The 11944-nt window shown below is 68.0% G+C and carries 13 protein-coding genes; 8 read left to right on the top strand and 5 right to left on the bottom strand.

Going from position 1 to position 11944, the window contains the following annotated elements; genetic code table 11:
• Positions 1 to 57: 57 nt before the first annotated feature.
• The gene (locus tag ACN8ZM_RS08345) at positions 58 to 531 is read left to right on the top strand and encodes a VOC family protein (protein ID WP_043182707.1); all 474 of its coding nucleotides are present in this window, start codon (positions 58 to 60) and stop codon (positions 529 to 531) included.
• A gap of 201 nt (positions 532 to 732) precedes the next feature.
• Entirely contained in the window at positions 733 to 960 is a 228-nt protein-coding gene (locus ACN8ZM_RS08350; RefSeq protein ID WP_089450413.1) for a hypothetical protein, read from the top strand.
• A gap of 136 nt (positions 961 to 1096) precedes the next feature.
• On the opposite strand, the gene ACN8ZM_RS08355 is transcribed toward ACN8ZM_RS08350, so the two are convergent.
• Entirely contained in the window at positions 1097 to 1720 is a 624-nt protein-coding gene (locus ACN8ZM_RS08355; RefSeq protein WP_011351878.1) for a phospholipase D family protein, read from the bottom strand.
• A 341-nt stretch (positions 1721 to 2061) separates the two neighbouring features.
• Positions 2062 to 2550 (bottom strand): winged helix-turn-helix transcriptional regulator, encoded by a 489-nt coding sequence (locus ACN8ZM_RS08360; RefSeq protein WP_420210946.1) that lies wholly within the window; start codon positions 2548 to 2550, stop codon positions 2062 to 2064.
• Positions 2551 to 2719: 169 nt separating this feature from the next.
• On the opposite strand from ACN8ZM_RS08360, the gene ACN8ZM_RS08365 reads away from it, so the two are divergent.
• Both ACN8ZM_RS08365 and ACN8ZM_RS08370 read left to right on the top strand, forming a co-directional pair.
• A complete protein-coding gene (locus ACN8ZM_RS08365) occupies positions 2720 to 3157 on the top strand; it encodes a PaaI family thioesterase (protein ID WP_039358790.1) in 438 nt (145 codons plus the stop codon).
• A 147-nt stretch (positions 3158 to 3304) separates the two neighbouring features.
• Entirely contained in the window at positions 3305 to 4357 is a 1053-nt protein-coding gene (locus tag ACN8ZM_RS08370; RefSeq protein ID WP_175022571.1) for an NADP(H)-dependent aldo-keto reductase, read from the top strand.
• A 77-nt stretch (positions 4358 to 4434) separates the two neighbouring features.
• Here the strand turns inward: ACN8ZM_RS08370 and ACN8ZM_RS08375 are convergent, their stop codons facing one another.
• Positions 4435 to 5721: an MFS transporter gene (locus ACN8ZM_RS08375; RefSeq protein ID WP_089450415.1), complete on the bottom strand. Its 1287-nt coding sequence runs from the start codon at positions 5719 to 5721 to the stop codon at positions 4435 to 4437.
• Positions 5722 to 5756: 35 nt separating this feature from the next.
• Entirely contained in the window at positions 5757 to 7178 is a 1422-nt protein-coding gene (locus ACN8ZM_RS08380) for a M20 family metallopeptidase (RefSeq protein ID WP_420210947.1), read from the bottom strand.
• Between the two features lie 166 nt (positions 7179 to 7344).
• Between ACN8ZM_RS08380 and ACN8ZM_RS08385 the strand changes: the two genes are divergently transcribed.
• The 4 genes from ACN8ZM_RS08385 (at position 7345) to ACN8ZM_RS08400 (ending at position 11069) form a co-directional block, all read left to right on the top strand.
• The gene (locus ACN8ZM_RS08385) at positions 7345 to 8298 is read left to right on the top strand and encodes a LysR family transcriptional regulator (protein ID WP_043182717.1); all 954 of its coding nucleotides are present in this window, start codon (positions 7345 to 7347) and stop codon (positions 8296 to 8298) included.
• Positions 8299 to 8362: 64 nt separating this feature from the next.
• Positions 8363 to 9490 carry a tRNA 2-selenouridine(34) synthase MnmH gene (mnmH, locus tag ACN8ZM_RS08390; RefSeq protein WP_089450418.1) on the top strand — a complete coding sequence of 376 codons (1128 nt, stop codon included), beginning with the start codon at positions 8363 to 8365 and terminating at the stop codon, positions 9488 to 9490.
• A complete protein-coding gene (locus ACN8ZM_RS08395) occupies positions 9487 to 10545 on the top strand; it encodes a permease (protein WP_420210948.1) in 1059 nt (352 codons plus the stop codon). The genes mnmH and ACN8ZM_RS08395 overlap by 4 nt, the downstream gene beginning before the upstream one ends.
• Positions 10546 to 10646: 101 nt before the next feature.
• Complete coding sequence (locus ACN8ZM_RS08400; RefSeq protein ID WP_011351887.1) at positions 10647 to 11069, top strand: hypothetical protein; 423 nt, start codon at positions 10647 to 10649, stop codon at positions 11067 to 11069.
• Between the two features lie 37 nt (positions 11070 to 11106).
• Here ACN8ZM_RS08400 and ACN8ZM_RS08405 read toward each other — a convergent pair whose 3' ends face one another.
• Positions 11107 to 11940: an ABC transporter permease gene (locus tag ACN8ZM_RS08405; RefSeq protein ID WP_043182723.1), complete on the bottom strand. Its 834-nt coding sequence runs from the start codon at positions 11938 to 11940 to the stop codon at positions 11107 to 11109.
• Between the last annotated feature and the right edge of the window lie 4 nt (positions 11941 to 11944).

Consider the following 11944-nt stretch of genomic DNA (forward strand, 5'->3'; position numbering starts at 1 on the left):
GCGCATCGCGCGTCCGTCCCGATTCCGATACGACAACCGCCCGAAGGAGCGACACTCATGTCCACGTCCGTCAAACCGATCCCGGAAGGGATGCGCACGCTGACGCCGCACCTGATCTGCGCCGGCGCAGCAGCAGCCATCGACTTCTACAAGCGCGCGTTCAATGCGAGCGAACAGTTTCGCCTGACGATGCCCGACGGCCGGCTCGCGCACGCGTGCCTCGTGATCGGCGATTCGACACTGATGCTGGTGGATGAAATGCCCGATCACGGCGCGCTCGGGCCGAAGGCCCTGAAAGGCACGCCGGTCTGCCTGCACCTGTACGTGCCGGACACCGACGCGGCGATCGCGAAGGCGGTCGCGGCTGGCGCGACGGTCACGATTCCGGCTGCCGACATGTTCTGGGGCGATCGCTACGGACAGGTCGAGGATCCGTTCGGGCATCGCTGGTCGCTCGCGACGCACCAGCGCGACCTGACGCCCGAGCAGATCGCCGAGGCGATGGCCAGCGCGCCGCCGTGCGGAAGCTGACGCAGCCACGCAACCGCAGTTGAACGGCCGGGCGGCGGCATGCGCCCGCGCTCGGCCAGGATCGATGCAGATGCGTTGGGAAGCGGGCGCCATGAGCCCGCGTTTTGCCCCGATGCGCAATGCGATGCGCGGCGCCTCAAGGTGCCCGGCGCCGTGCCGTAAACAGGGCGAGACCAATCGTTCATCGCTTCCCATCGCACCATGGTTCGAATTCTGTACGCAGGCTATCTCGCGTTTGCGCTGTATCTCCTTTATCCGATGGTTCAGAACACGCTGGCATTCGGCATCGTATGTGCGGGCAGCGCGCTGCCGGGCGGCGCCAGCGGCTTGTCGACGACTTCGGCAAGCGGTGTGAGCGGACAGGCGAATCGCTGTGCGCCGACGACGCAAGCCGGCGTCGCGGCGGGGCGGACACCCGACATCCACTGAGCGCGACGGTGTCGCACCGGACGTGCGATACGCGAGGCGGCGCGCTGGCCATGCGGCTGAATTGCACATCGCGCCATGCTCGCCGATCATCTGCAACACGGTCGAGCGAACGCGGCAGGGCGCCGCGCGGCGTGCGTCAGTAGCTGGAGCGGTACGGCGTGCCCTGGTCGAAGCGGCTTTGCCAGTGCGTGAGATAGCGCGACGCAAGTTGCGGGTTGTTCCACACCACGACGACGTTCTCGGAATTGCGGCTGGCCGCCGACGCGCTGTAGTTGAACGAGCCGGTTTCGACGTGCTCGGCGTCGATCACGAGGTACTTGTCGTGATGGATCGCATAGGCATCGATCGTGCGCGTCGGGATCCCTGCGTTGACGAGCAGGTTCAACGCCTGCTTGCTGCTCTTCGCGCGGTTGCCCTTGTCGTCGACGACCACCGCGACATTCACGCCGCGTCGCTTGGCGGCGAGCAACGCGCGCGTGACGGGTGGCGACGTGAACGAATAGGCGGCGACGCGGATCGAGCTGCGCGCAGCGCCGATCGCTTTCAGCACGAGCGCTTCGGCACCGCCGTCGGGCGAAAACGCCGATTCGACGACCTGTGTCGCGGGGGCTTCGTGAGTGGGGGCCGGCAGCCATCGCGACACGAAGTCGATCGCCTGCTGGAGCAGCGATTCACTTTGCGTCTTGCCGAAGGCGGCGAACGGTGTGGCGAGCAGGGAAGCGGCGAGGCAGGCAGCGGCGAGGCGATTGCGCGACAACATCTTGGACAGCGAACAATTTCGAGACAGCGGGCCGTGAGTGTAACGCAGACGTGGCGGCCCGGTCACGTGCGGATGAGACGAGATGACTCGTCGCGATGGCCTGCGATGTCAGAAGCGGTGACGCAAAGTTGCGTTGTGCGGGATCCGTGTGCGCGCTCGCGTTGAGCAGCGGATCGGCGCGATCGCGGCGCGCGAATGCACGTGCGGTGGTGGCGGGACAGCGTCGTGCAAGCCATGCGTGCGTGCAGCCGGGTGGGCTCGATGCGGCCCACGACGGCATGGCGAACGCAACGAACGATCCGTGTGCGTCACGCGTTCACGCATGTCTGTACGACGCAGCGTCAATCCTCGGTAGCGGGCGCTCCGGCTGCCTCGGCCGCGATCCACCCGGGGCCGCGCTCCAGTTGCACATCGCGTGCGTCGAGCGGCTCGCCGCACGCCGAGCATACGGTGATCGCATGCATCAGATGGCCGCAAGTGCGGTGGCGCAACTGCACCGGCGGCCCCCGGCCGTCGTCTTTCCAGCGGTCGCCCCACGCTGTCATCGCGAGCAGGGTCGGGTAGAGGTCGAGGCCCTTGTCCGTCAGCCGGTATTCGAAACGCGGCGGTCGCTCCTGATACGCGCGCTTGACCAGCACGCCTTCGTCGACGAGTCGCGCGAGCCGCTCGGCCAGCACGTGGCGCGTGAGGCCAAGTTGGGTCTGGAACGCGTCGAAACGGCGGCAGCCGAGGAACGCGTTGCGGAGGATCAGCATGGTCCAGCGGTCGCCGAGCACAGCGAGCGTACGTGCGATCGAACAGTTCAGCGTGCCGATGTCATCCCATTTCATCGTCGAGTCTCTTGCGGCGGTTCAGCGAAATAGCGGGTTCGATTATAGAACCCGTCTTCGGTTGCAACGGGCCCGGCCGCGTTGACAACGGCCACCATCGTTGTCAATAATGGGTTCCAATTTGGAACTTACTCGCGCGGCGACGCGCTTTCAACCCGGAGACAACCCGATGAACCCGCTTTCCCTGTCTGGTCTCGATCTGTTGCGCGCCGCGGTATCGGGCGATGCGCCGCTCGCGTCGATTTCCGAAACGATCCCGATGCGCCCGCTCGATGTCGAGCTCGGTTATGTGAAGTTTTCGGCGCGGGCGGATGGCCGGCACCTGAATCCGCTCGGCGGCGTGCACGGCGGGTTCGCCGCGACGGTGCTCGATTCGGTCACGGGGTGCGCGGTGCATTCGATGCTCGATGCGGGCGTCGGCTACGGTACGGTCGACCTGCACGTGAAGATGCTGCGGCCCGTGCCGCGTGACGTCGACCTGGTGGCGGAAGGGCGCGTGATTCACCTGTCGCGTTCGCTGGGCGTTGCCGAGGGCACGCTGAAGACGGCGGACGACAAGATCGTCGCGCATGCGTCGGCAACCTGCTTCATCCAGCGGCCGCAGTGACGGCGGGCGGCAACGCCATCGTCCGGAACGACGCGTGAATCTCCACGCCGGCGCCGCAGGCCGCCTGTAAGCGTTCGCGGCGCCTGTCTGAAGCGGCCGCTTCAATGTGATAGCGTTCCTGCTTTCCACCGACGCGACAGGACCAGCATGGAATACCGCACACTTGGCGATTCGGGCATCGAGGTCAGCCTGATCGGCCTCGGCACGATGACGTGGGGCGAGCAGAATTCGGAGCGCGATGCGCACGAGCAGATCGACTACGCGATCGGGCAGGGCGTGACGCTGATCGATGCCGCGGAGATGTATCCGGTGCCGCCGAAGCCCGACACGCAGGGGCGCACCGAGCAGTACATCGGCACCTGGCTCGCGCAGCATCGCGCGCAGCGCGAGCGCATCGTGCTCGCGACGAAAATCGCCGGTCCGGCGCGGCAGCCGCACAATCCGCGCCATATTCGCGGCGAAGGCAACCAGTTCGACCGCAAGAACCTGACCGAAGCGCTCGACGGCAGCCTCAAGCGCCTGCAGACCGACTACGTCGATCTCTATCAGCTGCACTGGCCCGATCGCAGCACGACGACGTTCGGCCGTCCCGCCTATCCGTGGGTCGACGACACCTATACCGTGCCGATCGAGGAAACCCTCGGCGTGCTCGCGGAATTCGTGAAGGCCGGCAAGGTGCGCGCGATCGGCGTGTCGAACGAAACGCCGTGGGGCGTCGGGCAGTTCCTGCGCGCGGCCGAGAAGCTCGGGCTGCCGCGCATCGCGAGCATCCAGAATCCGTACAGCCTGCTGAACCGCACGTTCGAGAACGGGCTGTCGGAATTCACGCATCGTGACGGCGTCGGCCTGCTCGCGTATTCGCCGCTCGCGTTCGGCTGGCTGTCCGGCAAGTACGAGAATGGTGCGCGTCCGGCCGGCGCGCGCATCACGCTGTTCGAGCGCTTCCAGCGTTACAGCAAGCCGCAGGCCGTCGAGGCGACGTCGCGTTACGTCGCGCTCGCGCGGCGTCACGGGCTGTCGCCCGCACAGCTCGCGCTGGCGTTCGTCAACAGCCGGCCGTTCACGCGCAGCAACCTGATCGGTGCGACGTCGCTCGAGCAGTTGAAGGAGAACATCGGCAGCATCGACGTGAAGCTGTCCGACGAGATCCTCGCCGAGATCGACGCGCTGCACGAACTGCAGCCGAACCCGGCGCCGTAAATGGCGCACGGCCCGCGCGGCAGCGATGCCGCGGCGGGCCGCACCAGCGGCGCATCGCTGCGCCGTCGTTTCTTCCGTTACCGCATCTTGAGTCGCGTGCGCGCGACGAACAACGCGATCAGGCTCAGCAGCGCGCAGCCCATCAGATAAAGCGCAGGCGACAGCCGGTTGCCGGTCGCGCTGATCAGCCAGGTGATGACGAACGGCGCGAAGCCACCGAACAGCGTGACACCCGTGTTGTAGCTGACCGCGAGCCCTGTTGCGCGCGTCTGCGACGGGAACAGCTCGGCCATCAGTGCCGGCAGCGCGCCGCAGTACATCGCCTTCAGCGCACCGATCCAGACCAGGGCGGCGAGCATCGTCGCGAACGACGCGTGGCGCGTGAGCCACGCGAACGTCGGCCATACGGTGACGAGCATCAGCACGGCCGCGGTCGCCATCATGCGGATCCGCCCGGTGCGATCGGACAGATGGCCGACGACCGGCGTGACGAGCGTGAGCACGAAGCCGGTCGCGAGCGTGGCCGCGAAGCCCGTCGACGCAGGCAGCCCGAGCTGCTTGATCGCGTAAGTCGGCATGTACAGGATCATGTAGTTGATCGCGGTCGAGATCACGAGCGCGCCGATCGACAGCAGCACCCGCACCTTTTGCTCCGCGAACAGCTCGCGCACCGGCGCTTCCGAGCGTGCCTGCGTCTTGAACTCGACGCCTTCGTCGACGTAACGGCGGATGTACAGCCCGACCGGGCCGATCGCGAGCCCGAACAGGAACGGCACGCGCCAGCCCCAGCTTTCGAGTTGCGCAGACGTCAGCGTGGAGGTCAGCAGCGCGCCGAAGCCCGATGCGAGCAGCGTCGCGAGGCCCTGGCTCGCGAACTGCCAGCTCGACATGAAACCGCGGCGCTGCGGCGCGTGCTCGACGAGGAACGCGGTCGAGCTCGCGAATTCGCCGCCCGCGGAAAAGCCCTGCATCAGCCGCGACAGCATGATCCCGAGCGGCGCGAGGATGCCGATCGATGCGTAGGTTGGCATCAGCGCGATCAGCAGCGTACCGGCCATCATCATCGCGATCGACAGCAGCAGCGACGCCTTGCGGCCCGCACGGTCCGCGTATGCGCCGAGCACGAAGCCGCCGATCGGCCGGATCAGGTAGGACAGCCCGAACGTGCCGAGCGTGAGCATCAGCGACGTCGCTTCGCTCGTGGCGGGGAAGAACAGCTTGGCGATCGTCACCGCGAAGAAGCCGTAGACGATCAGGTCGAACCATTCGAGTGCGTTGCCGATCGACGCCGCGAAGATGATGCGCCGGATCTTCGCGGCGCTGGGGCGGGCGGCTTCCTGCGAGGTCAGGGTGGTCGTGTTCATCGTGTATGCAGGTCCCGTGAAAGGGGCGAAGCGCGTTACAGGGCGGCGCCGGCCGCGGCGGGCGCCGCGCGGCGAACGGTCGGTGCATCGTCGCCGAGATCCCAGAAGAGGCCGGCCATCATCTGCAGCCCCTCGCTGACGACGCTCGCGAGCAGGTGCTCGTCGGGGGCGTGCTGCGAGCACGCCGGGTACGAGTGCGGCACCCACAGCGTCGGCAGCCCGAGCGTGTCGGCGAACACTTCGTTCGGCAGCGTGCCGCCAAGATTCGGCAGGATCGCGGGCTTCTTGCCGGTGGTGCGCGCCAGCGACGCGACGGCCCAGCGGACCCACGGATCGTCCGGCGGCACGCGCGTCGCCGGTGCGCCGCGTTCGACGTCGATCTCGATGTCGGCGAAGCCGTGTGCATCGAGGTGCGTGCGCAGATGGGCGTGCAGCGCTTCCCAGTCGGTGCCGACGACGAAGCGCAACTGGCAGTGCGCATACGCGGCGGGCGGGATCGCATTGACGGGGTGCTCGGGATTGCCGGCCTTGAACGCGAGGATCTCGAACGTGTTCCAGCCGAACACGCGCTCGGCCGCGGTGAGGCCGGGCTCGCCCCAGTCGGCGTCGAGCGCCGGATCGCCGGGGCCGCCGCCGACGGAGAGATCGGCGAGCGCATCGCGCACGGCGGCCGGGATCGGCGGCGGACGCAGCCCCGCGACGCGAATCGCGCCGCGCGCGTCGACGAGGCTCGCGAGCGCGTGCGCGAGCACGATCGCCGGATTGCGCAGCAGTCCGCCCCAGTTGCCGGAATGATGCGCGCCGTCGCGGGCCCGCAGGCTCAGCTTGAAATTGACCGAGCCGCGCGAGCCGAGGAATACCGTGGGGCGCGCGGCGGCGATGCGCGGGCCGTCGGACGCGATCAGCACGTCGGCCGCGAGCGCGTCGCGTTCCTGGCGGCACAGTGCGTCGAGGCCCGGCGAACCCGTTTCCTCGCCCATCTCGATCAGCAGCTTCGCGTTGAAGCCGAGCCGGCCGCCGCGCGCGTCGAGCACGCTCGCCAGCGCGGCCAGGTTGATGGTGTGCTGGCCCTTGTTGTCGGCGCTGCCGCGGCCGTACCAGCGGTCGCCGTCGGCCGTCAGCGTCCACGGCGACAGCGGCGCGCGCCACTGCGCGTCGTAGCCGCGCACGACGTCGCCGTGGCCGTAGATCAGCACGGTCGGCAGCGCGTCGTCTTCGTGGCGCGAGGCGAGCAGGAACGGGCCGCCGCCGTCGACCGGATTGTCGACGATCCGCGACGTGAAGCCGAGGCGCGCGGCCTCCGGGGCGATCTCGTCGGTCAGGTAGGCGCGCAGCGCGGCTTCATTGCCGCTTTCCTGGCTCTCGGTGCGCAGGCCGACGCGGCGGCTCAGGGTCGTGAAGAACGCACCGGATTCGAACTGGTTCAGCGCGTGCTGGATGGCGGCGGTACGGCTCAAGTCGTGTCTCCTCTGTCGGGTTCCCTGCACGCGGCGGATCGGGCATGCAGCGTGAAGTGCGATCGATTCTAGAAAGCCGATTTATTTGTCACAATGATCGAATTTCGAACCTTTCTTTGCCTAAAAGGCAAAGCAGTGCGGCCGGCGGCCGGGCGGAGACAGAACGATGGCGGCTTTCCTGCATGGCCTGGCGTTGCGGTATTTCGTCGAAGTGGCGCGCACCGGCTCGATCAGCGACGCGTCCGCGCGGCTGCACGTGGCCGTATCGGCGATCAGCCGCCAGATCGCGAAACTCGAGAGCGAGCTCGGCGCGCCGCTGTTCGAGCGCCGGCCGCGCGGGATGGCGCTGTCGGAGGCCGGCGAGCGGCTGCTGGCGTTCGCACAGCGCAGCCTGCTGGAGGCCGAGCACGTGATGAAGGACATCGGCGGGCTCGATGCGCTGCACGGCAGCCTGCTGAAGATCGCGTGCTCGGAAGGGTTCGCGATCGATTTCCTGCCCGGCACGCTCGCCAGCTTCAAGGCGCGCCATCCGGGCGTCGATTTCTCCGTGTGGGTGGTGTCGCCGGCCGACGCGACGCGGCGCGTGCGCGACGGCGACGTGGACATCGCGCTGAGCTTCAGCCTCGCGCCGGAGAAGGGCGTGCGCGTCGAGCATACCGAGCGCGCGCCGATCTTCGCGCTGGTGCGGCACGACCATCCGCTCGCGACGCGCGACGCGGTGTCGCTCGCCGACGTCGCGCGTCACCCGCACGTGCTGCCCGAGGCCGGCACGACGGTGCGACAGCTGATCGACATCGCGTGCGCGCTCGACGGGCTGCTGCTCGAGCCCGAACTGACGAGCAACAACACGGCGGCGATGTACGGCTACGCGCGGCGCACGGGCGCGGTGATGTTCACGGGGCTGCTGTCGGTGCGCGACCGCTGCGCCGCGGACGGCTTCGTCGTCGTGCCCGTGACGAACCCGCAACTGCGCGAGCGCAGCATCCAGGTGCAGACGATGGCGGGGCGCGATCTGCCCGCGTCGGTACGGGCGTTCCGCGACCATCTGATCGACGCGATGCAGGCCGCATCGGCGCCGCCGACTGCCGCGCGCGGCCCGAGACGCCGGCCCGTGAGATAATCGTCAATCCGCCTTCCTTGTCCATGCGGCTCATCGAGCCGCATCGCCCCTGTTTGACGCCAAATTGAAGAACCTGATTGTCACCCTCGATCGCGCCGGCGAGTTCGACGAGATCATCGACGTGCGCACGCCGCTCGAGTTCGCCGAGGATCATATTCCCGGCGCGCTGAACGCGCCTGTCCTCAGTAACGAGGAGCGCGTGCTCGTCGGCACGATGTACCGGCAGGTGTCGCCGTACGAGGCGACGCGCGTCGGCGCGGCGATCGTCGCACGCAACATCGCGCGCCATCTCGATACGACGTTCGCCGACCGTCCGCGCAACTGGCGGCCGCTGATCTACTGCTGGCGCGGCGGCAAGCGGTCGGGCTCGATGACGACCTGGTTCAACCTGATCGGCTGGAAGGCGCGCCAGCTCGACGGCGGCTACAAGGCGTACCGCCAGTCGGTGTGCGCGACGCTCGACTCGCTGCCGACGCGGTTTCGCTACATCGCGCTCGTCGGCCATACGGGCTGCGGCAAGACGCGCCTGCTGAACGCACTGCGCGACGTGGGCGCGCAGACGCTCGATCTCGAAGGGCTCGCGTGCCATCGCGGCTCGCTGCTCGGCGCGCTGCCGGGCAAGCCGCAGCCGGCGCAGAAGGGGTTCGATTCGGGGCTCGTCGAAACGCTTGGACGTTTCGACCCCGAATGGCCGGTATTCGTCGAGTCGGAAAGCCGCAGGATCGGGCTCGTGCAGTTGCCGATCGCGTTGATCGACGCGTTTCACGCCGGGCCGTGGGTGCATGTCGACGCGGCGCACGACGAGCGCATTGCGTTCCTTCTCGACGATTACGCGCACCTGTTTGACGAACCCGATGCATTCAAGGCGCAGCTCCATCGGCTGATCGGCCTGCATAGCCGCGAACAGGTGACGCACTGGAAGGCGCTGATCGATGCAGGCGCGCGCGCCGACCTGTTCACCGAGCTGATCGACAAGCACTACGATCCCGCCTACGCACGGACCTACCGCGCGACGTACAACAAGCCGAACCGGGCGCTGACGTTCACGTTCCGGCCCAACGCCGCCGACGTGCACGATCAGGCGCGTGCGCTGCTGGCCGAACTCGCGCAAGCCGGGTTGCCCGCCTCGGCCGCGCTTGCCGCAGGCGCGACCTCCGCAACCGACCCAGACCAATCGACGACCACACGATGACGACCACCCGCACCCAACCCAGTCCCGCCCTCGGCTGGATGACCTTCCTGCTGATCGCGGTCGCGGGCCTGTTCTACGTGAAATGGTTTCCGTACTACAACAAGGCGTTCGTTGCCGCCGAGCATCATTCGATCGGCCAGTCGATCCTGATGGGCACGTCGGCGGCCGCTCCCGAGCCGTCGCTGAAGGCTGCGCTCGACTACGCGTGGGCGTACGGCAAGGCGATCTGGCAGGCGATGGTGCTCGGCCTGCTGCTCGGCTCGGCCGTGCAGGCGCTGCTGCCCGCGCACTGGGTCGCGCGCGTGCTCGGTCGCACCGGCTTCGGCAGCGTCGCCGCGGGCGGCCTGCTGTCGCTGCCCGGCATGATGTGCACGTGCTGCGCGGCGCCGGTCGTCGCGGGGCTGCGTGCGCGCCATGCATCGCCGGGCGGCGCGGTCGCGTTCTGGCTCGGCAACACGGTGCTGAACCCGGCGGCGCTGGTCTTCATGGGCTTCGTGCTCGGCTGGCAGTGGAGCGCGCTGCGCCTCGTGCTCGGCGTCGCGATGGTGTTCGGGATCGGCTATCTGCTGAACCGGATCGCACGTCCTGAAGACGCCCGCATCGACGATGCGCAGCTCGCCGCGCTGGCGGCCGAGCAGGCCGCGGCCGGCAATCCGTTCGTCCGCTGGGTGAAGCTGCTCGCGCGCATGGCCGTGCGGCTCGTGCCCGAATACATCGTGCTCGTGCTGCTGCTCGGCGCCGCGCGCGCATGGCTGTTCCCGCATATCGGCCCGGACATCGGCAATCATCTCGGCTGGATCGTCGCATTCGCGGTGGCAGGCATGCTGTTCGTGATCCCGACGGCCGGCGAGGTGCCGATCATCCAGGCGATGCTGTCGCTCGGCATGGGCGTCGGCCCGGCCGCCGCGCTGCTGATGACGCTGCCGCCGATCAGCGTGCCGTCGATCGCGATGCTCGCGCGTTCGTTCAAGCCTTACATGCTGGCCATCGTCGCGATCCTCGTCGTCGTATTCGGGATCGCGAGCGGCCTGCTCGCGATCGCGCTCGGGTTCTGACGCGTACAAGCGGCGCGCCTGTCGGGCGCAATCGTCATATTCATCCGGCGCCGCCGTTGCACGTGTGCAGCGCCATTTACAAGAAGCAAACAGGAAAACGCATGACCCAACCGAAGATCCATCCTCGACTCGAAAAGGCGCTGACGCGCGGCGATCTCGCGATCCGCCAGGCCAATTCCGCGCGGGCGACTGCCGTGCTGAACGCACTCGGCACGATGATCATCGAGGCCTCCGCAACGATCGGCGTCGACGCCAGCATCGACATTCCGCAAGGCGACCGCATTTACGATCCGGTCAACGGCCTGTGGCCGCAGAAGATGCTGGTGTCGTTCGACGGCCCGGTGGACGAAGCCGACAAGGAAGAGCTGCGCTCGGTCTATCTGGTTGCCGACGATCCGGGCACGCAGTTCCGCGTCGAATGGCATCGCGCGGACGGCAAGCTCGGCCGCCAGGAAGGTGGCCCGCTCGCGACCGTCGCGTTCCTGACCGACGTCGAGATTCCGTGGAGCGACGACGACGAGTGACGTCGTCGCATGAGGCCGGTGCCCGGTGCGCCGGCTGTCAGCGCATCATCCGCCGCCGGAACAGCCACGCGGACAGCAGGAAGCCGCCGACCGCGTAGCCGGCGAGCACCGCGACATGCAGCGCGACGTCGGTCGCCGGCCGGCCGAGCATCGCGGGCCGGATCAGCTCGACCGCGTTCGCGAGCGGCAGCGCCTGCGCAGCGTGCTGGGCGATCGGCGGCAACTGCGTGGTCGGGAAGAACACGCCCGACAGCAGCAGCATCGGCGTCAGCACGAGCGTCTGATAAAACATGAAGAAATCGTAGGACGGCGCGAGCGCCGTGACGATCATCGCGATGCTTGCAAACGCGAGGCCCGCGAGCGCGATCACGGGCAGCGCCGCGAGCATCGACGGAAACTGCGCATAACCGAGCGCCCCCGCGACGAGCATGATCGCGGCCCCCGACAGCATCGCCTTGCTGGCCCCCCAGACGATCTCGCCGAGCACGATGTCGCCGAGCGCGAGCGGCGTATGCATGATCGCTTCCCACGTGCGCTGCACGTGCATCCGCGAGAAGCCCGAATACATCGACTCGAAGCTCGCGGACATCATCACGCTCGACCCGACCGTGCCGGCCGCGAGGAACGCGATATACGACACGCCGTCGACATGGCCGAGCATCAGCCCGAGCCCGAACCCCAACCCGAACAGATAGATCATCGGATCGGCAAGATTGCCGAACATCGACGCGAGCGCGAGCTTGCGCCAGACGAGATAGTTGCGCCGCCAGACGGCGATCCAGTTGGTCGCGTTGGCGGGCATCGCGATCGCGAAGCGTGACACGCGCGGCGGTGCCGACGGTGCGGCGGTGGAATAGTTGCGGACGTCCATGATC

The organism is Burkholderia aenigmatica (assembly GCF_048627025.1).
Lineage (GTDB): Bacteria > Pseudomonadota > Gammaproteobacteria > Burkholderiales > Burkholderiaceae > Burkholderia > Burkholderia aenigmatica.